The organism is Agromyces sp. Y575 (genome assembly GCF_059445445.1).
In genome coordinates this window covers 33,558-53,618 of sequence record NZ_JCAIUI010000006.1, presented here as the reverse complement: position 1 = coordinate 53,618, position 20,061 = coordinate 33,558, and the positions used below count along the sequence as shown (strand labels likewise).

At 69.0% G+C, this 20,061-nt stretch carries 16 protein-coding genes and 1 pseudogene; 8 read left to right on the top strand and 9 right to left on the bottom strand.

What is annotated here, in order from left to right:
* Positions 1 to 204 precede the first annotated feature (204 nt).
* Positions 205 to 2,364: an acyl-CoA dehydrogenase family protein gene (locus AC1C2U_RS18950; RefSeq protein ID WP_495363334.1), complete on the top strand. Its 2,160-nt coding sequence runs from the start codon at positions 205 to 207 to the stop codon at positions 2,362 to 2,364.
* Positions 2,365 to 2,486: 122 nt separating this feature from the next.
* Here the strand turns inward: AC1C2U_RS18950 and AC1C2U_RS18945 are convergent, their stop codons facing one another.
* Together AC1C2U_RS18945 and AC1C2U_RS18940 are read right to left on the bottom strand one after the other, a co-directional pair.
* Complete coding sequence (locus AC1C2U_RS18945; protein ID WP_495363333.1) at positions 2,487 to 3,326, bottom strand: ABC transporter permease; 840 nt, start codon at positions 3,324 to 3,326, stop codon at positions 2,487 to 2,489.
* Positions 3,323 to 4,360, bottom strand: a complete 1,038-nt coding sequence (locus AC1C2U_RS18940) for an ATP-binding cassette domain-containing protein (protein ID WP_495363331.1) — start codon at positions 4,358 to 4,360, stop codon at positions 3,323 to 3,325. The genes AC1C2U_RS18945 and AC1C2U_RS18940 overlap by 4 nt, the downstream gene beginning before the upstream one ends.
* An 84-nt stretch (positions 4,361 to 4,444) precedes the next feature.
* Between AC1C2U_RS18940 and AC1C2U_RS18935 the strand changes: the two genes are divergently transcribed.
* Entirely contained in the window at positions 4,445 to 5,218 is a 774-nt protein-coding gene (locus AC1C2U_RS18935; RefSeq protein WP_495363330.1) for a TetR/AcrR family transcriptional regulator, read from the top strand.
* 7 nt (positions 5,219 to 5,225) lie between these two features.
* Here AC1C2U_RS18935 and AC1C2U_RS18930 read toward each other — a convergent pair whose 3' ends face one another.
* Positions 5,226 to 5,399, bottom strand: a complete 174-nt coding sequence (locus AC1C2U_RS18930) for an HPP family protein (RefSeq protein WP_495363329.1) — start codon at positions 5,397 to 5,399, stop codon at positions 5,226 to 5,228.
* Positions 5,400 to 5,478: 79 nt separating this feature from the next.
* Positions 5,479 to 6,492, bottom strand: coding sequence for a malate dehydrogenase (locus tag AC1C2U_RS18925; RefSeq protein ID WP_495363328.1), 1,014 nt, complete (start codon positions 6,490 to 6,492; stop codon positions 5,479 to 5,481).
* A gap of 176 nt (positions 6,493 to 6,668) precedes the next feature.
* Between AC1C2U_RS18925 and AC1C2U_RS18920 the strand changes: the two genes are divergently transcribed.
* The 3 genes and pseudogenes from AC1C2U_RS18920 to AC1C2U_RS18910 all read left to right on the top strand — a co-directional run bounded on the left by AC1C2U_RS18920 (position 6,669) and on the right by AC1C2U_RS18910 (position 9,353).
* Positions 6,669 to 7,271 (top strand): hypothetical protein, encoded by a 603-nt coding sequence (locus AC1C2U_RS18920; RefSeq protein WP_495363327.1) that lies wholly within the window; start codon positions 6,669 to 6,671, stop codon positions 7,269 to 7,271.
* A 61-nt stretch (positions 7,272 to 7,332) separates the two neighbouring features.
* Positions 7,333 to 8,283 (top strand): annotated as a pseudogene (gene pip / locus AC1C2U_RS18915) (prolyl aminopeptidase); the annotation flags it as partial.
* Positions 8,284 to 8,633: 350 nt separating this feature from the next.
* On the top strand, positions 8,634 to 9,353 hold the full coding sequence (locus AC1C2U_RS18910; protein WP_495363326.1) for an alpha/beta hydrolase: 720 nt from the start codon (positions 8,634 to 8,636) through the stop codon (positions 9,351 to 9,353).
* 305 nt (positions 9,354 to 9,658) lie between these two features.
* Here the strand turns inward: AC1C2U_RS18910 and AC1C2U_RS18905 are convergent, their stop codons facing one another.
* The 5 genes from AC1C2U_RS18905 to AC1C2U_RS18885 all read right to left on the bottom strand — a co-directional run bounded on the left by AC1C2U_RS18905 (position 9,659) and on the right by AC1C2U_RS18885 (position 14,634).
* Positions 9,659 to 10,612 carry a glycosyltransferase family 2 protein gene (locus AC1C2U_RS18905; protein ID WP_495363325.1) on the bottom strand — a complete coding sequence of 318 codons (954 nt, stop codon included), beginning with the start codon at positions 10,610 to 10,612 and terminating at the stop codon, positions 9,659 to 9,661.
* The gene (locus AC1C2U_RS18900) at positions 10,609 to 11,958 is read right to left on the bottom strand and encodes a phenylacetate--CoA ligase family protein (protein WP_495363324.1); all 1,350 of its coding nucleotides are present in this window, start codon (positions 11,956 to 11,958) and stop codon (positions 10,609 to 10,611) included. The genes AC1C2U_RS18905 and AC1C2U_RS18900 overlap by 4 nt, the downstream gene beginning before the upstream one ends.
* A complete protein-coding gene (locus AC1C2U_RS18895; RefSeq protein WP_495363323.1) occupies positions 11,955 to 13,058 on the bottom strand; it encodes a glycosyltransferase family protein in 1,104 nt (367 codons plus the stop codon). The genes AC1C2U_RS18900 and AC1C2U_RS18895 overlap by 4 nt, the downstream gene beginning before the upstream one ends.
* 105 nt (positions 13,059 to 13,163) lie before the next feature.
* The gene (locus tag AC1C2U_RS18890; RefSeq protein WP_495363322.1) at positions 13,164 to 13,883 is read right to left on the bottom strand and encodes an acyltransferase; all 720 of its coding nucleotides are present in this window, start codon (positions 13,881 to 13,883) and stop codon (positions 13,164 to 13,166) included.
* Between the two features lie 4 nt (positions 13,884 to 13,887).
* A complete protein-coding gene (locus tag AC1C2U_RS18885; protein WP_495363321.1) occupies positions 13,888 to 14,634 on the bottom strand; it encodes a CDP-alcohol phosphatidyltransferase family protein in 747 nt (248 codons plus the stop codon).
* 122 nt (positions 14,635 to 14,756) lie between these two features.
* On the opposite strand from AC1C2U_RS18885, the gene AC1C2U_RS18880 reads away from it, so the two are divergent.
* From AC1C2U_RS18880 to AC1C2U_RS18870, 3 genes are all read left to right on the top strand, one after another.
* On the top strand, positions 14,757 to 15,725 hold the full coding sequence (locus tag AC1C2U_RS18880; protein WP_495363320.1) for a glycosyltransferase family 2 protein: 969 nt from the start codon (positions 14,757 to 14,759) through the stop codon (positions 15,723 to 15,725).
* Positions 15,722 to 16,363, top strand: a complete 642-nt coding sequence (locus AC1C2U_RS18875; RefSeq protein ID WP_495363319.1) for a hypothetical protein — start codon at positions 15,722 to 15,724, stop codon at positions 16,361 to 16,363. The genes AC1C2U_RS18880 and AC1C2U_RS18875 overlap by 4 nt, the downstream gene beginning before the upstream one ends.
* Positions 16,364 to 16,522: 159 nt before the next feature.
* Positions 16,523 to 20,050, top strand: coding sequence for a PKD domain-containing protein (locus tag AC1C2U_RS18870; RefSeq protein ID WP_495363318.1), 3,528 nt, complete (start codon positions 16,523 to 16,525; stop codon positions 20,048 to 20,050).
* Positions 20,051 to 20,061: the final 11 nt, after the last annotated feature.

Below are 20,061 nucleotides of genomic sequence, written 5' to 3'. Positions count from 1 at the left end.
TGCGGTCGTGCTGCCGGGCGTCTCGAGGTTTCCGTTGTGGATTCTCGAATGCGCGGCGACGGCGAGTTTGTAGGGTTGCCACAGTCGCTCACGAGGCGTCCTCGGGCGGTTTTGTAGGGCACGGATGCAGGGTTTCCCCGCCACGTCGCCCCGTCCTACCTTGGAATGAAGCCCAGACCGCACACGAAGGACGAGACACCGACGATGGTTGACACGGCACCCCGCACGACTTCGAAGCAGCAGAAGCAGCAGCAGACGACGACGACGCCTGAGCGATCGGCCGACACGGCGCCGCCGACGTCGGCGCGCTCCGCGGCATCTGCACCGTCGCAGAAGGCGGCCGACGGCGTGGCGGCCCAGTCGAAGATCGACGTCGCCACGCTCGGCCGGCAACTGCTCGGCACCTGGCCCGACATCCGCCTCGAGGCGCGAGAGCGCGCCGCGCGCCCCGACCTGCACCGCATCGAAGGCCAGCCGATGGCCGAGCATCGCGAGCGCGTGCTGCAGCAAATGAAGATCCTGGTCGAAACGCAAGCCGTGCACCGCGCGTTCCCGACGTCGCTCGGCGGTCACGACGACCACGGCGGCAACATCGCCGCCTTCGAAGAGCTCGTCATCGCCGACCCGAGCCTGCAGATCAAGGCGGGCGTGCAGTGGGGCCTCTTCGGTGCGGCCGTGCTGCACCTCGGCACCGAGTACCACCACGAGACGTTCCTGCCCGACATCATGTCGCTCAAGGTGCCGGGCGCGTTCGCGATGACCGAGACCGGGCACGGTTCGGATGTCGCGGCGATCGGCACGACCGCGACGTACGACGAGGCCAAGCAGCAGTTCGTCATCAACACCCCGTTCCGCGGCGCCTGGAAGGACTACCTCGGCAACGCAGCGGTGCACGGCACCGCGGCAGTCGTGTTCGCGCAGCTCGTCACGAAGGGCGTGAACCACGGCGTGCACGCGTTCTACCTGCCGCTGCGGAACGCGAAGGGCGGGTTCCTCAAGGGAATCGGCGGTGAAGACGACGGTCTGAAGGGCGGGCTCAACGGCATCGACAACGGCCGCCTGCACTTCACGAACGTGCGCGCGCCGCGCGCGAACCTGCTCAACCGCTACGGCTCGGTCGCCGAAGACGGAACGTACTCGAGTCCGATCGCGAGCTCGGGCCGCCGCTTCTTCACGATGCTCGGCACGCTCGTGCAGGGTCGAGTCTCGCTCGACGGCGCGGCGACGACCGCTGCCGCGATGGCCCTCACGATCGCGATCACCTACGGCAACCAGCGTCGCCAGTTCAACGCGGCGAGCGACACCGACGAAGAGGTGCTGCTCGACTACCAGCGTCACCAGCGTCGCCTGCTGCCGAAGCTCGCGACGACGTACGCGCAGATCTTCGCCCACGACGAGTTCCTCGTCAAGTTCGATTCGGTCTTCTCTGGAGCGGCCGACACCGACGACGACCGCCAAGACCTCGAGACGATCGCGGCCGCGCTCAAGCCTCTGTCGACGTGGCACGCGCTCGAGACCTTGCAGGAGGCCCGTGAGGCATCCGGTGGTGCAGGCTTCCTCGCCGAGAACCGCATGGTGGGCCTGCGTCAAGACCTCGATGTCTATGCGACCTTCGAGGGCGACAACAACGTGCTGCTGCAGCTCGTGGCCAAGCGCCTGCTGACGGACTTCTCGAAGCAGTTCGCGAATGCCGACGCCGGTGCGATGGCACGATATGTCGTGCAGCAGACCGCCGACCGGGCCTATCACGGCACGGGCCTGCGCAGCCTCGCGCAGACCATCGCCGACTTCGGCTCGACGGCGCGCTCGGTCTCAGAGCTCCGCGACGAGCGGACGCAGCGCGAGCTGCTCACCGACCGGGTCGAAGCCATGATCGCCGAGATCGCCGGGCGACTGCGCGACGCGCGCAAGCTGCCGAAGGCCGACGCGGCCGCGGCGTTCAACCGCAACCAGAACGAGCTCATCGAGGCGGCTCGCGCCCACGGCGAGCTCTTACAGTGGGAGGCGTTCACCCGCGCCCTCGCGAAGACGACCGATCCCGGCACCAAGCAGGTGCTCACCTGGGTGCGCGATCTCTTCGGCCTCGGACTCGTCGAGAAGCACCTCGCGTGGTACCTGATCAACGGCCGGCTCTCGCCGAAGCGCGCGCAGGCGGTTGCGGCGTACATCGACCGGCTCGTCGAGCGCCTGCGCCCCCACGCGCAAGATCTCGTCGATGCGTTCGGCTACCAGCCCGAGCACCTGCGCGCGAAGATCGCGTCGGGCGCCGAGCAGGAGCGTCAAGACGAGGCGCGTGCGTACTACGCCGCACAGCGTGCTGCCGGCACACTCCCGGTACCCGAGAAGTCGAAGAAGAAGAGGTAGCACCCTCCTTCCGCTGGTCGAGTAGCGCGAAGCGCGTATCGAGACCCGTCACCAGATCTCGATACGCGTCGTGCTTCGCCCGGCGCTACTCGATCAGCGTTCTCGCTCTCGGGGGGTACGCGTCAGCGCCGCAGGCGCCGGTATGCGCCCGCCGCGAGCGGCAGGAACATCGCGGTGATCACGAGCGGCCAGACGGATGCCGCGAGCACGGCGTTCTCCGCGAACCATCCGCTCGTTGTGCCCGTGGGGTTGCCGAACAGTTCGCGCGTCGCGGTCGCGGTCGCCGAGACCGGGTTCCACTCGGCGACGGCGCCGAGCCAGCCGGGCATCGTCTCGGCCGAGACGAACACGGTCGAGAGGAATCCGATCGGCCAGACCAGTACTTGCACCACGGTCGTCGCGCCGGCGCTCCTGAACCGCAGGCCGAGGAAGACGCCGAGCCACAGCAGCGAGAAGCGGAGCCACAGCAGCAGCGCGATGCCGAGCGCGATCTCGCCCGGGCCGGTGGTCGGGCGCCAGCCGATGAGCATGCCGCCGAGCATGAGTACACCGAGGCTCAGGGCTGAGGAGGCCAGGTCGGCGATCGCGCGACCGAGGGCGACGGAAGCGCTCGCGATCGGCAGTGAACGGAATCGATCGGTGATGCCGCGCTTCGCGTCTTCCGCCATCGCGGTCATCGTCGATTCGAGCCCGAACAGCATCGTGAGCGCGAACATGCCGGGCAGCAGGAATGCGATGTAGTCGCCGCCGCCCGGCAGCTCGATCGCGCCGCCGAAGAGGAACCCGAACATCAGGATGAGCATGATGTTGAAGGCGAGTCCGAAGACGATGCCCCAGGGTTCTCGTACCCAGTGCAGCATGTCGCGCCCGGCGATCAGCCAGCCTTCGCGGGCGGCGTTCGGGCGGCGGTCACGAATGACGGATGCGTCGGCGATGGCGGTGGGTGGGGTGATGGCGGTCATCGTGCCTCCTCGGTGCTTTGTGCCGGGTCTCGATACGGCTCTGGCGGGCCTACTCGGCCAGCGAATGGTGGCGTGGCCTGGCCCGGCCCCGTGAGGTGCAGGAAGACCTCGTCGAGGGTGGGTCGGCGAAGGGAGAGGTCGTCGACGGTGAGGGCGGCGGCGTCGAGAGTGCGCACGATCGGGGCGAGCGCCTTCTGGCCGTCGGCGACCTCGACCGTGACGGTTCGGGTGTCGGTGTCGACGGATGCCTCGACCCCCACGGTTCGCCCGATGAGTTCGGCCGCTTCGTCGAGCCGAGTGGCTTCGGCGATCACGACGGCGACCCGGTCGCCGCCGAGCCTGCGCTTGAGCTCACCGGGCGTGCCTTCGGCGACGACCTTGCCGTGATCCATCACCGAGATGCGATCGGCGAGTTGGTCGGCCTCGTCGAGGTACTGCGTGGTCAGCAGCACGGTCGTGCCGGCGGCCGCGATCTCGCGTACGGCCTGCCAGACGGTGGCCCGACCGCGCGGGTCGAGTCCGGTGGTCGGCTCGTCGAGGAAGAGGATCGCAGGAGTCAGCACGAGGCTCGCCGCGATGTCGAGCCGGCGCCGCATGCCGCCGGAGAATCCGGAGACGGGGCGGGACGCGGCATCCGTCAGCTCGAAGGAACCGAGGAGATCATCGGCGCGACTCCGTGCGCGGGCCTTCGAGAGCCCGCTCAGACGTGCGAAGAGCACGAGGTTCTGGTGGGCGGTGAGCGCCTCGTCGACCGCGTGGAACTGGCCGACGAGGCCGATGCGCTCGCGAACGCGGGCGGGGTGGCGACGCACGTCGATGCCGTCGATCTCGGCGGTGCCGGCGTCGAGATCGGTCAGCGTGGTCAGGCAGCGCACGGCGGTGGTCTTGCCGGCGCCGTTGGGGCCGAGGAGTCCGTGCACCTGGCCGCGGGCGATCTCGAGGTCGAAGCCGTCGAGTGCGTGCTCACCGCCGTAGCGCTTGCGGAGGCCGACCGCTCGAAGGGCAGTGGATTCAGTGGTTCTGGGCGGAGTCATGAGTGTCATCGCATCCTTCAACGTACGCCGTACGGACTTGTTTCTTGCATACCGTACACCATACGAAGAATGTAGGCTAGCGCCATGTCGACCGAATCCACCGGGCGCGGCGAACCCGACCGCACGCTGCGGCTGCTCTGGCGTGCGCGGCTCGGCGAACCGCTCGGCTCCCGCGGGCCCAAACAGCGTTCCAGCGTCGACGAGGTGGTCGAGGCAGCGATCCAGATCGCCGACGAAGAGGGCATCGACGCGCTCTCCATGCGCCGCATCGCCGATCGCCTGGGCCTCAAGCCGATGTCGGTCTACACCTACGTGCCAGGCAAGGCCGAGCTCATCGACCTCATGGTCGACCAGGTCGCCGGCGAGGTGCTGCTGTCCGACCTCGAGGGCGGCCTGCGCGAGCGGCTCACCGAGATCGCGCGACTGCAATGGGGCGAGTACCTGCGGCATCCGTGGCTGCTCGCGATCGATACGAGCAGGCCGCCACTCGGCCCGAACGTCTCCGACCACTGGGAGTGGTGCCTCGGCGCGATCGACGGGCTCGGCCTCGCCGACCTCGACATGGACCGCGTCATCACGCTGCTGCTCGGGTTCGTCGGCGGGCCCGCACGGGCCTACCTCGATGCCGAACGGCTGCGGCGATCGAGTGCCGAGTCCGACGTCGATTGGTGGGAGCGCAACGCGCCGCTGCTCGAACAGATCATGGACGGCGAGCGCTACCCGATCTCAGGTCGAGTGGGCCAGGCGGCCGGCGAGGCCTACGAGGCGCCCGCCGATCCGCTCGGAGCGTTCGAATTCGGGCTCGCCCGCGTGATCGACGGCATCGAAGGGTACGTGGCATCGGTGCGCGCCGCCTGAGAGCCGGTCACTGCTCGGACGGCGGCTTCATCAGTGCACCGGCAGCGAGCCCCACCACGACTCCGGCAGCCGACCAGAGCCAGAACCCCGTCCACAGGCTGACGCCGACCCCGACGATCGCGCCGACGATGAGCCCGACGATGAGTTGATTGCGACGTGCGGGAGTCATCCGTTGGGCCATGCACCAAGCCTACGTGCGCACGCGGGTCGTGCAGAGCGGCACACGTTGGTCGAGGAGGGGCGAAGCGGTCGCGAGAAGGTCAGATGAGGCCGAGCGAGCGCACCGCCTCGCGCTCCTCCTCGAGTTCGGCGACGGATGCCGCGATGCGGTGCCGTGCGAACGCGTCGACCTCGAGGCCCTGCACGATGCGCCAAACCCCATCGACCGACTCCACCGGGAACGAGGAGACGAGCCCCTCTGGCACGTCGTAGGACCCGTCGGAGACGACCGCGGCGCTCGTCCACCCGGCCGGAGTACCCGCGACCCAGTCGCGCACATGATCGATCGTGGCGCTCGCCGCAGACCCGACCGACGACGAACCGCGCACCTCGATGATCTCGGCGCCGCGCTTCGCGACCCGGGGGATGAACTCGTCGACGAGCCATTCCCTCGCCGCGTCGACGCCTCCCAGACGGGCGGCGAGCAGAGCCTGCACCGAATCGCCCGCCGCCGTCGCGTGCGTGATGTCGGGGAACTGCGTCGCCGAGTGGTTCCCCCAGATGGTGACGCCGCGGATGTCGCCGACGGGGGTGTCGACCGCCGCCGCGAGCTGGCCCAGTGCACGATTGTGGTCGAGGCGGGTGAGCGCGGTGAAACGCGAGGCCGGGACATCCGGAGCATGCGCTGCTGCAATGAGCGCATTGGTGTTCGCCGGATTACCGACCACGACGACGCGGATGTCGTCGGCGGCTCCGGCGTTGATCGCTTCGCCCTGCGGGCCGAAGATGCCGCCGTTCGCCGCGAGCAGGTCGCCGCGTTCCATACCCGCGGCACGTGGGCGCGCGCCGACGAGGAGCGCGACATTCGAACCGGCGAACGCCGCCCGTGCATCGTCGTAGACCTCGACGTGCGACAGCAGCGGGAAGGCGGAATCCTGCAGCTCGAGCGCGGCACCCTCGGCGGCATGCACCCCCTGGGGAATCTCGAGCAGGTTCAGCCGAACGGATGTCTCGGGGCCGAACAGCGCTCCCGATGCGATGCGGAACAACAGGGCGTATCCGATCTGTCCGCCTGCGCCGGTGAGCGTGACGGTGATCGGCTTCTCAGCAGCCATGCTTCGAGCCTATCCGCGCACGTGCGCTCCCACGTCCACGTGGCGGCACGGATGGGTGCCCCGCACCCCGACGATCCCCGAAGTGGGGGATGAGGCGAGCATCGGGCGCGGGTAGCGTGGCGCGCACGAGGGGTCCCTGCGCCCTGCACGCCGCGGATCGGGGGAATGGGCCGTTCATGCGCGCACGCGAGGAGTCGATCGAACCGGGCGCCGGAAGCCCGTGGGGGCTGGTCGTGCTCGGTGCCGTGGTCGGGCTCGCCTGGGCGGCGAGCTTCCGCGGCCTCATGTCGGTGCTCGCCGGCGTCGCGTCGACCGTCGAGTGGTCGGGCACATTCATCCAGATCCTGGCGCCCGCGGCGATCGTCGGCGGCCTGTTCGGCTGGGCCGAGTACCTGCGCCGTTACAACATGCCGCGATGGCGGCGCTGGTTCGCCCTGTCACCCCTCCTCTTCGGGCTCGCCGCATTGACCGGGGTCACTACGTGGGCCGACCTCGGTGTGGCCGTCGTCACGGCGATCACCGTCACGCTCATCGGCGTCACGGGCGGATACGCCCTGTCGGGGATCGGGCCGGTTTGGGCGAGGATCCTCACCGGTCTGGTCGCCGCTGCGCCGGTCGTCGTCTTCGCCGTCGTCGTACCCGATGCGGTAGGCCCGGCCTTCGGGCTGGCACGCCCGCGCGGCGTCTGGGCGACGGTGTACTTCGCCGGGCTGCTCGTCGTCTTCTGCCTCGGCAACTCGATCCCGTTCCGGCGCGCGCCCCGCGCCGTCGAGCCGTGAGCCGGTGCCCGATGCGGCGCGGCATCAGCCGGAGCCATCCACTGATCGATACCGTGGCGCCATGAGAGAGATGTATCCGGAGATCGAGCCGCTGGAGACCGGCATGCTCGACGTGGGGGACGGCCAGCACATCTACTGGGAGGTGTCCGGCAACCGGCGGGGGAAGCCGGTCGTGTTCCTGCACGGGGGGCCGGGGGCCGGAACGACGCCCCAGCATCGTCGCCTCTTCGACCCCGATCGCTACCGGATCGTGCTCTTCGACCAGCGTGGTTGCGGACTGTCGATCCCGCACGCGAGCGAACCGGAGGCGAAGCTTTCGGCGAACACGACCTGGCACCTGGTCGCCGACATGGAGCGCTTGCGGGGCCACCTCAGCATCGACCGCTGGCAGGTCTTCGGCGGCTCATGGGGGAGCGCACTCGGACTCGCCTACGCTCAGACCCACCCGGAGCGGGTGACCGAACTGGTGCTGCGCGGCATCTTCACCCTGCGGCGGCAGGAGCTCGACTGGTTCTACGAGGGCGGCGCCTCGGCGGTGTTCCCCGACCTGTGGGAGGACTTCATCGCGCCGGTTCCGGCGCTCGAACGGGGTCACCTCATCGAGGCGTACGGGCGGCTGCTCACCGACCCGAACCCCGAAGTGCACGAGCCCGCCGCCATTGCCTGGGCGCGGTGGGAATCCTCGACGATCACGCTGCTGCCGCAAGCCGCGAACATCGCCCGGTTCACCGCGCCCGAGTACGCGACGGCGTTTGCGCGCATCGAGAACCACTACTTCCGGCACAGCGGGTGGTGGGAGGAAGGGCAACTGATTCGGGATGCCTCGCGGCTCCGCGACATCCCGGCGGTCATCATTCAGGGGCGCTACGACATGTGCACACCCGCGATGACCGCGTGGGACCTGCACCGGGCGTGGCCCGAAGCGGAGCTCACGATCGTCGACGACGCGGGGCACGCCTTCGACGAGCCCGGCATCCTCGACGCGCTGATCACGGCGACCGACCGGTTCGCCGGCGGAGACGAGGGCTTCGGGCGGGCGTTTGGCGATGACAAGCGCGATGCGGAGGTGGTCGACGACCTCGCCGAGGATGACGACGAGCCCGACGATGACGACCGCGACGGCGACGACGGCGACGGCGACGATGAAGGTCTCGATGACGATGACGATGACGATGATGACGACGATGACGATGACGACGACGACGATGACGACCTCGACGACGACGGCAAGCGGGGCGCGGAGTAGCGTCGGATCATGACGTTCATTCCCGACGGCGACATCAGCGCAGGCGCGTGCGACACCTTCGCGGTCGGTGCGGCGAAGCTGTGATCGCTCGCCGGTTCGGACGCATAGCACTGGGCGTGCTCGCAGTGCTCGTGCTCGCCGGCGTGATCTTCGCCGCCTGGGCGCACACGGTCATGGCCGGGGAACGCCCTCGTGCGCTCGAGGCCTGGCGCGATTCCGAGATCACGATCCGGCAGACGGATCGCTCGTTCGTGATCGAGCCGGCGGAGGGCGGTTCCGACGTCGGGCTCGTGTTCATTCCGGGAGCTCGAGTCGATCCCGCAGCGTACCTCTGGAAGCTCGGCGGGATCGTGGCGGAATCGGGAGCGACGGTCGTCGTCACGGAACCGATCCTGAACCTCGCGTTCTTCGACACCCGTCCGTTGGAGGAGTTCACCGCCGACGTGCCCGGCATCGAGCGATGGTACGTCGGCGGCCATTCGCTCGGCGGTGTTCGCGCGTGCCAGATGGCGGCTGAGTCATCGGATGCCTCGGGGCCGGAGGTTGCAGGCATCGTCCTGTTCGGCAGCTACTGCGCGAACGACCTGTCGGATTCGGGCCTGCGCGCCCTGTCGCTCGTCGCGGAGTTCGACGGGCTGAGCACTCCCGAGAAGGTCGCTGCCGCGTCGCCACTGCTCCCAGCCGACGCTGTCACCGTCGTGCTCGACGGCGCGAATCACGCGGCGTTCGGGGACTACGGCGTGCAACCGGGTGACGGTACGGCGACGGCCGACGACGAGGCCATCCGCGAGCGAATCGCCGCAGCCGTCTCGGAGTTCCTGCAACCCGCGTCATGATCGGGCCCGCTCTGCGTCTCTCAGATGACGGGCGAAGCATCGGTGCGAGCCCGCAGTCAGATGGGAACCCGACCATGCGACGAAACGACACAACTCCTCATCGCGAATTCATCCGAGCGATCGGCATCGACGAGGTGGTTGCCTGGCCCTGCACCTGCGCGCGAGGCGGCGACCACTGGTACCGCGAAGCGAAGCGCCCGGCCGAGCTCGCCGGAGTGATCTCCGAGAGCCCGGCCGCGGCAGACGGACATCGGAGACCGAGCGTGCCTGCGGGACATCCGCTTACGAAGGGCTGACGCGCCGGCTTACTCGCCGGTGTGCAACACCTCGAGTGGGCGCACGTACTCTTCGTGGCGGTGGCCGAAGGACGCCCTCACCATTCCCCAGCCCTTGTAGCTGGTGCGCAACCCGCGCGCATCAGCTGTGAGGTCGCCGGTCACCCGGCCGAGCAGGTGACGGCACATGCCGTAGGCCATTCTCGCCGTGCCGCTGAACGCGCCGCGCACTCGAACGAGCGCGCGCGGGCCCGCCCCGGACTGAAGCCTGAGCGCGACCTGCACCGCCGAGTTGCCGCCGTTGAACGCTCGGCGCATCGCCCAGCGTCGGGTCACCCGATCGGCAGGGACGACGTCTTCGGTCTCCGACTCGTTGCACCAGAGGATGCGGCCGCCCGCACGCCGGAGCTCCCGGGAGAACAGCGTGTCCTCGCCGCCGGCGAGCCCGAGTGATTCGTCGAAGCTGAGCCCCATCTCGCGCACCTGATCGAGGTCGAGCAGCAGGTTCCCGGTGGCGGCCACGTCGATCTCGATGCCGGTGGTGCGCGGTCGGCGGCGGAACACGCCGGTGGCGAGCACCCACTCGTCGGCGTCCTCGTCGAACAGCGAGATGACCCGCCCCATCACGGCCGCGGGCCGGCTCGGCTGCCAGACCCGCACGAGCTCGCGCAGCCAGCCTTCGCGCGGGCGCTCGTCATCGTCGATGAAGGCGAGCAGTCGGGCGTGACCCGACTCCGTCAACGCGCGATTGCGAACCGCCGCAATGCCGGGCTCCGGCTCGACGACGTATCGCAGGGGGAGCTCGCCATGCGCCTCGACGACGGATCGGGCACTTCCGTGCGGATCGTTGTCGACCACGAGCACCTCGACATCGACGAGATCGGCAGCCTCCGCGAGACGCGCCGGCAGCGCATCGAGCAGTTCGTCGAGTTTCGCGGGTCTACGATAGCTCGGAATGCCGACCACGAGCCTGATGCGATTCACGCCGGATCGACCTCCGCGGTCGTCGTGGCAGCCGCCACCTCGCTTCGGATGAACCGCATCTTGCCGCCCACCTGCGGGATGGAGGTGACGCGTTCGACGGTCACGGGCACCAGCCCGCGGGTTGCGACGCGCAAGAGATCCTCTGCACGGCGGATGCCGGCGTCGGCGTCTGCGCCTGGGATGCAGCGGAGTGTGACCGAGTAGTCGGCCGCCTGGACGATCTCGAACTGTCGCACCGACAGCGGCGCTTCATCGAAGATGTGGCCGAGTGCTCCGGCGATCGTCGTGCCGTCGGGCAGGCGCACGGCGTCCGAGCGACGCCCCGAGATCGCGCCGAGGCGCGGGTGGGCGCGACCGCATGCGCAACGGCCGGAGCGGAGGCTGCTGATGTCGCCGAGTCGATAGCGGATGATCGGGAACACACGGTTCGTGAGGTCGCTGACGATCACGTCGCCCTCGACGTCGGCGGGCGCAGGGCGTTCGTGCTCGTCGAGTACCTCGACCCGCCGCACGTCGGAGAAGACGTGAAGTCCCTCGTGCTCGGCGCATTCGCCGGCGATCCACGGCACCTCGGCCGATCGGTAGTGATCGTGGCACGGGGCGCCGAGCGTCGACTCGATCTCGGCACGGACTCCGGGGGTGAGCGGGGCCGCAGTGACCGCGATCGCCGTCGGCGGTGCGAAGCGAAGACCGAGTCGGTCGAGGCGCCTGGCCATGTCGAGCACTCCGCCGCCGTAGCCGAGCAGGAACGGCGGCCGCAACCGGTTCCACTTGCGCACGAACTCCGTGACCGACTCGTCGGTGATGCGGAACGCGTCGAGTTGGATCCGTCGCGAGGGCAGCCATTGCAGATCGTGGCGGAAGCCGGCCGCGCCCGTGAGCATGTGACGGGTGATGATGCCGCGATCGTCCCACGGCTCGACTCCCCACCAGTCGAAGAGCCGCCACTCGAGCGCGCGGGCCGGGAATCGCTCGTCGCGGAGGATGTGGAGCGGAAGCCCAGTGCTGCCACCGGTCTTCGAGACGGCGGAGGTCTGCGCCGTCGCTTCGTCGGTGCGGATGGTGTCGAAGTGATCCCTGAGCATCGACTTGTCGATGAAGGGCAGTGCGGTGAAGGCCTCTGGGTCGCGGAGGTCGTCGAGGGTGAGTCCGGCCGATGCATAGAGCTCGCGGTAGAACGGGCTGTGCTCCATCGCGAAGCGCGCGTGCGCGATCGAGCGCTCGGCGTTGAGGCGCTCGAGTTCTTCGGCGGGCTCGCGGTCGTGGCGACGGAACTCCCGGAGCACTTCGGCGCTCGAACGGCCGACTGTGTTGAGCTTCATCTCGAACGCAAGGCGCTTGATCACGCGGTACTCCCTGCCACCGTGAGCGACGAGCCTCTCTTCGCCGCCACGGCGGCACGATACGCGCGCAGATGGGCGGCTCCCGCCTCGTCCCAGTTCCTGCGGGAGAGGTCGGGTCGGCGTGAGGGGTCGCGCGTCGACGTGGCGCGCACGGCACCGAGTAGCGCCGCGGCATCCAGCGTGCCGTCGTACATGATGATCCAACCGTCGCCGACCTCTTCGGCGAGCGCCTCGTTGACCTCGTTGCGCGGCACGAGCACCGGGCGGTCGAGCGAGAGCGCCGCGAGCACGCTCCCCGAATTGTGCATGAACCGATAGGCGAGCACGATCAGCTGCGAGCCGGTCACGAGCTCGACCAGATCGGCATCTTCGACGAATCCCAGCTGCAGCTCGACGTCGGGCAGCTCGGCGGCTCGAGCCCGGAGCTGATCGGCGAGCTCGACGCTCGACGGCCGGCCGCCGATGCGAACGCTGAGCGAAGGATCGTCGATCACCGCCCCGGCGTAGGCGTCGAGCAGCGCATCGACGCTCTTGTACCTGCGGATGCCGCCGAAGCTGCCGACCCGGCCGCGCACCGTCTCGCTCGGTGCGTACTTCGCGTACCAATCGCGGTAGTGCCCGTGCGGGATCATCGTCGAGAGCGTGCCGTCAGGCGTCGACGTCACCGTGTTGATGGTGATGCGATAGTCGGTGCCGCGGTCGACCGCGCGCAGAATGGCACGGCTGAGCGCGTGCACGTCGGGCAGTTCGACGTTGTGCACCGTGCGCACGACGGCGATGCGAGAGAAGCGATGACGCAGCACGAGTGCGATCGTGAGGAGGCGCTTGCCGGCGGACTTCCACCACGTCGTGCCGTGCAGCTTGCCCTCGGGCCAATGCCAGTGGAACACGTCGTACCGACCGAAGAGCGCCTCCGACCAGTCGAAGCGCCGGTGGCGCAGGCCCGGTGTCGCACTGAGCGCTTCGTCGAGCATCGTGATGTACGGATTCGTCGTATGCCGGGGCGGCCCGAACGACTGCATGACGGTCAGTTCGCCCTCGCGCGTGCGCGCGACGGACGGCAGCTCGGCTTCCGCGGCATGGCCGTGGAGGTGGTTCGACATGGACTTCCCTCACGAGTGTGTGAGCCATCCTAGCCAGACCGGTGCCCCGCGCGGCGGGTCGGCGTGGCCCGCATTCGCGGGGGTTTCGTCGGTGCCGGAGGTCGCTCAGCCGTCGTCCCGACGGGCGGTCGGGACCGCCTCGCCTGGCCGTTGCGAGGTCGCCCCCCGGGCACGGACCACCTTCGCAGGAGAGCCTGCTGCAATGGAGAACGGCGGAATGTCGCGGGTGACGACGCTGCCGGCTCCGATGACCGATCCACGGCCGATCGTGACGCCCGCCGTGACGATCGTGTTGGAGCCGATCCAGCAGTCGTCCTCGATGCGGATGAAGCTGCGCACGACGCCCTGTTCCTTGATCGGGCGGCCGGCATCGTCGAATGCGTGATTCTCGGCGTGGAGCTGCACACCCGGTCCGAGCATCACGTCGTCGCCGATCGTGATGAGGCCGGAGCATCCGATGAAGCACCCCGTCGCGAAGCTCGATCGGTCGCCGACCACGAGCCCCTCGCCCACCGGTCCGCCATAGTAGCTCGAGGGCCTGATGGCGGTGCGTGCCCCGATCGAGACCTGATCTCCGAAGGTGAGCCCCTGCAACGCGAGCCCCTGCACCTCGGCGCCGTCTTCGATGACGAGGCGTCCGGTGTGGCTGACTCCGCGGAGGGCGGTCAGCCGGGTGCGCCGCCCGATGAACAGCAGGCCGTTCGAGCGAGCGAAGAGCAGCTTGCGCGTGAGCCCGCGCAAGAACATCCCGCCCCCGCGGCGCAGCGCAGCGGCATCCGCCGAGCGCTGCCGCGAGGCCGATTCGAAGCCGCTGAACCTCGCCACAGGGTCACCCGACCAGGTTCTCGAAACGGCGCAGGCGGCGATACCAGCGCAGTGCCGACGCCACCAGCAGACCCGCGTTGATCAGGGCCAGCGCGGTGTAGATCGTCACGAAGACGGGTGGCGCCCAGAGAGTCAGGAACACGATGCAGAGCAGCCCGTAGTCGGCGGGTGCCACCGCGAGCGAGTAGCCGAACGATGTGCGCGTCGCCGCGGGATGCGCTGCCGCCTCGTTCTCAGGATGCTGCAGGTGGTGTACGCGCCGGAGGATGTCGACGCTCGTCACCCCGAAGAAGAACCCGCTCGCCGCGACGCCGAACACGATCGGAACGAGCAACCACCACACGTCGAGGTCGTAGAAGCGGAACCAGCAGATGAGCACCGCCGAGTGCAGAGTCGCCGCCTTCAGCGCGTCGAAGAAATGATCGAGCCACTCGCCCGAGAGCGTGCCACCGCCGCGCAGTCGCGCGAGCTGGCCGTCGGCCGAATCGAGCGCGTAGCCGAGCACCAGGAGCACCGTGACGAGTAGGGACGACCAGATCGTCGGATCGAACAGCGCGATGGCGAGGATGCCGAGTCCGGTGCAGAGCCCGCTGATTGCCGTGACATGGGTCGGCGTCATGCCGAGCACGAACGCGAGCGCCGCCAGCGGACGGCCGAGTGGCCGGTTGACATAGCGCGAATACGCCGGCGCACCGCGTGAGGACTTCTGGGCGCCACGCAACCGGGTCATCGCAGCGTGTAGCTCCGACATCCTGCCTCCCTCCCCGCAGTTCGCCCATCATAGCGACGGCGGCGAGCGCCGGGTCGTACCGGCGTGGCCCCTATACTGGCGCCGTCGGGCGGCAGGCGCTCGCGGTGATTGGGGGAACACTGATGCCCGGTTCCCTCACGATCGTCGTCGTGAACTACGGTTCCTCGGACTTGCTGGCCTCGAACCTCGTCTCCGTCCACGAGGAGATTCCGGGCGCGCGGGTGATCGTCGTCGACAACCCGACGACCGACGACGAACGCGCGCATGCCCGTGAGCTCGCCGCCGAGCACGGATGGTCGTTGCTCGCGCCGCGTGTGAACCTCGGCTTCGGCGGCGGGGTCAACGCGGCCGCCGAGACGGCCTTCGCCGACGGCGCGCACGAGCTGCTCGTGCTGAATCCCGATGCGCGCATCGACGCGGCATCCGTCGATGCGCTCGTGGCAGCGGTCGCCGATGACCGCATGACGCTCGTCTCACCGGTGGTGCTCGACGACAGCGGACGCACCTGGTTCTCGGGTCTCGACCTCGCGCTCGGCGACGGCGTGATCCGCTCGCCGCGACGACGGGCTGAGCATCCCGCCGATGAGTTCGTCGAGTGGCTGAGCGGGGCATGCCTGCTCATCACCCGCGAGGTGTGGGCCGCGAGCGGGGGCTTCGACGACGACTACTTCCTCTACTGGGAGGACGTCGACTTCTCCCGACGGGTCACGGATGCCGGAGGTCGGGTGGCGGTCGTGCGCAGCGCGACCGCCGTGCACGACGAGGGAGCCACGCATCGCACCGCGAGCCAGCGGGTCGAGGCGAAGTCGGAGATCTACTACTACTACAACATCCGCAACCGCATGCTGTACGCGGCACGTCACCTCGGCCCCGACGGCATCAGGCGCTGGTCGCGATCGTCGCGGTCCGCAGCGAAAGCCGTGCTGTTGCGCGGAGGGCGCCGCCAGTTCCTGCGGCCGATCCCGCCGCTGCGAGCCGCGATCCGGGCGCTCCGCGACGGGCGCCGCATCGGCCGTGCAGCGCTCGCCGGGCGTTCGATCGTCGCGGGGCAGTACACTCCCTCCACCACCTCCCGGAAGGCAGCCCCATGAGCGAGACCGAGTCGACTCCGAAGCGCACGCGCTGGATCATCGTGATCTCGGCCGCGGTGATCGCCGTGCTCGTGATCGCCGGCATCGTCTGGGCGGTTGCCGCCGGCGGCAACGGCGACGGTGCGATCCCGACGTCCACCGAGAGTGCGAGCGTGCCATCACCGTCGCCCGGCACCAGTGGCGGTGCGACCCCGGGTGCGACCGCGGAACCGGCGCCGGGCAACGAATCCCCGGTGCCGCCCGAACTCGCACCGGTCGCACCCGACGAGCAGGCGGTCGGCGACGACGGCGTGCGCGTGCGCATCGATCGCATCGAGTCGGTCGAGGGCGAGGCGTTCTCTGCCGGTGAGATCGCCGGCCCGGCTATTCGCGTCACCATCACGATCGAGAACGACACCGACAAGCCGCTCGACCTCGGCCTCACCTCGGTCAACGCCTATGTCGGTGCCGACCGCGCACCAGCCGGCACCGTGACCGAGCCCGGCGGCGTCCGCTTCGCCGGTGTCCTGGCACCGGGCGAGAGCGGCACCGGCGTCAGCATCTTCACGATCGCCGAGGGCGATCGCGACGACGTCACGATCACGGTCGACTACTCGGCCGAAGTGTCGACAGTCGTCTTCCAGGGCTCGGTGCGCTGAACCGAGCCGTTCCGCCTGCGCGGCACGGTGCCAAGAACCCCTCGATATGGGGGATGACGCCGCGACCTCTCCGATCTAGCCTGTGACCGAGTGAGTTCAACCCGAGGCACTCGCTACCCCGCGCCCCCTGCCTTGGATACCCGACGCGAGGAGCGGCTCGTGACCATCACACAGCCTGAGCAGTCCGAAACCCGACGCACGCGGCCTCGACGACGCCTTTCGGCGGCGGTCGCCGCCGGCGTGCTCGCCGGCCTGCTCGGAACGGCGCTCTTCGCGCCCGCCGCGATCGCCGATACGGCGCCGCCCGCAGGTACGGACCCTGAGACGGTCAGTGCCGACCCGTTGCCCACGGTCCAGATCGACGGCGTCGTCTGGACACAGGCAGCGAGCGCCACCACCGTCTATGCCGGCGGTCAGTTCACGAAGGCCCGTCCGGCAGGCGCGACCGCCGGCACCAACGAGACGGGCCGTGCGAACCTGCTGTCGTACAACATCGAGACCGGGGTGCTGGACTCGAGCTGGAACCCGAGCCCGAACGGGCGGGTGCTCGGTACCGCACTGTCGCCCGACGGCACGCGACTCTACGTCTCCGGCGCGTTCACCTCGATCGCCGGGGAGGCACGTTACCGGCTCGCCGCCTTCGACACCGCCACCGGTGCGCTCATCTCGAACTGGAGGCCGGGCACCAACTCGCTCGTCTACGACATCGTCGCGACCAATACAGCGGTGTACTTCGTCGGCGAGTTCACGAACGTGAACAACACCGCGCGTACGTATGCAGCAGCGGTCAGTGCCTCCACGGGAGCGCTGCTTCCGTTCAACCCCGTGCTCGCGGGCGGATACGGCGCTCGCGCGATCGTGGCCTCACCCGACGGAGCGAAGGTCGTCGTCGGCGGTTCGTTCACGTCGACGAACGGCTCCACGAACCCGGGCCGCGGTATGGCTGCGCTCGACTCCACGACGGGCGGGTCACTGCCATGGGCCGTCAACAGCGTCATTCGCAACGGCGGGGCGAACGCAGCCATCTACTCGCTCGCCTCTGATGGCGACAGCGTCTACGGCAGCGGCTACGACTTCGGCGGGTCCAAGACCCAAGACGACTTCGAAGGCTCCTTCCGGGCGAACTGGTCCGACGGTTCGATGGCCTGGATGGAGGACTGCCACGGTGACACGTATTCCGTGTTCCCCATGGGTGATGTCGTGTACAAGACCGGACACACCCACTACTGCGGCAACATCGGCGAGTTCCCGCAGCTCGATCCGTGGTACCTGAACCACTCGCTCGCATTCGCGAAGGAGCCGTCCGACCGCACCATCACCCCCGACATCTGGGGTTACCGCAGCTTCACGGGCAACCCCGCCGGCAAACTCCTCCACTGGTACCCGACGTGGTTCACCGGATCGGCGACCGGCATCGGCCAAGCAGGCTGGGACGTCACCGGCAATGGGAAGTACGTGCTGTACGGCGGTGAGTTCACGGCCATCAACGGCATGCGTCAGCAGGGTCTCGTGCGGTTCGCGAAGCAGAACGTCGCACCCAACAACATCGGCCCGACGATTCAGGGTGGCCTCTGGGAGATCAACGCGAGTTCGTTCCGTGCCGGCGCGGCGAGGATCAACTGGCAGGCGAACCACGACGCCGACAATGCCGTGCTGAAGTACGAGGTCTTCCGGCAGGGCGTCACTGCGCCGCTGTACACCACCGAGGCCTCTTCGACGTACTGGGTCCGCCCGCTCATGAGCTTCAACGACACGGGTGTCACGGCGGGCCAGACGTACCAGTACCGCGTGCGCGCCACGGATCCGTTCGGCAACTCCACGCAGTCGGACTGGACCGCCGTCACGGTCGCGACGACCGGGAGCAGCACCCCATACGACGACGCAGTGCTCGACGACGCGCCGAGCACCTACTGGCCGATGAACGAGCCGAGCGGCACTCGCGGCTTCGACTGGGCGACCGGGAACGACGTGACGACTTCCGGATCCGTCACGCGCGGTCAGTCGGGCCCCATCGCGGGCAGTACATCGACCCGTTTCTCGGGCTCGAACAGCTTCGCGGCGACACAGATCCGTGAGACCGGGCCGAACGAGTTCTCAGTCGAGGCGTGGTTCCGAACCACGAGCAACTCGGGCGGGAAGATCATCGGGTTCGGTGACCGCAACACCGGGAACTCGTCGAGCTACGATCGCCACATCTATCTCAGCGGCAACGGCCGGGTCAGCTTCGGCGTGTATCCGGGCGGGGTGCGCACGGTGCAGAGCGGCACGGGCTTCAACGATGGCGACTGGCATCACGTGGTCGGCACCCTGAGTTCGGCGGGTCAGGAGCTGTACGTCGATGGCGAGCGGGTCGGCGTACGCACCGACACCACATCGGCGGAGGCCTACAGCGGCTACTGGCGCATCGGGGGTGACAACGTGGACTCCTGGCCGAACATCGGCAACCGGTACCTCAACGGTTGGATCTCCAACGTCGCGGTGTACCCGACGCCGCTGACGGCGGGCCAGGTCGACGACCACTACCTCGTCGCCAACGGCGGCACGATCAACAACTCGCCGACGGCGACCTTCACCTCGTCGCCGACGAACCTCTCGGTCGCCCTCGACGCCTCCGCTTCCGCCGACACCGACGGCACCCTCGTCGGCTACGCATGGGACTTCGGTGACGGCGCAACCGGAACGGGCCAGACCACGTCTCACGACTACGCCGCAGCCGGCACCTACACGGTGAAGCTCACGGTCACCGACGACGATGGCGCAACCGCGACGAAGACCGCGAGCGTCGTCGTCTCGGCACCGGTTCCGAACGCGCCACCTGTGGCCTCCTTCGTGCACTCGGCGAACGGACTCGCGGTCACCGTCGACGGGAGCGGGTCCACCGACTCCGATGGCACCGTGACGGCGTGGAGTTGGGACTTCGACGGCGACGGCACGGCGACCGGTGCGACGGCGTCGCACGAGTTCGACGCGGCCGGCACCTATGACGTCACGCTCACGGTCACGGATGACGACGGAGCCACGCATTCCGCGACTGTGCCGGTCACGGTGGAGGATGCCCCGCCAGTCACCGTGCTCGCAGCCGACGCCTTCACGCGCACCGTCGCTGGCGGCTGGGGCACTGCCGACACCGGCGGCGCATGGACCGCCCTCGGCGGAGCCTCGAGCTTCTCCGTCGCCGACGGCAAGGGCGTCGTCTCCCTGGCTCCGTCCCACACTCGCGAGGGCCGGCTCAACGGGGTCTCGGGCACGAATGCGGTCGTCGATGTGCAGGTCTCATCGGATGTCGCATCGCAGGGCGGCACGGCGAGCGTCACGATCATCGGCCGGCAGGTCGGTGCAGCGGTCTACTCCGCCCGCGTGCGGCTCGAGCCGAACGGCGTGATCCGCCTGTACATCCTGCGGGACGAGACGGTGCTCGGCGGCAACAGCTTCGTTCCCGCCGCCGGGTACACCCCGGGTCAGGTGCTGAACGTGCGGGTGCAGGTGAGTGGCACGAGCCCGACGACGGTGGCGGGCAAGGTCTGGGCCGTCGGCTCGCCCGAGCCGGGCTGGCAGCTCCAGGCGACCGACTCGACTGCCGCTCTGCAGGCGGCCGGTGTGGTCGGCATTCGAATGGCCCTGAGCTCCGTCTCGACGGTGCCGACGACCAAGCTGAGTTTCGACAACTACCGGGTGGCCCAGGGCTAGTCGGCCACGAC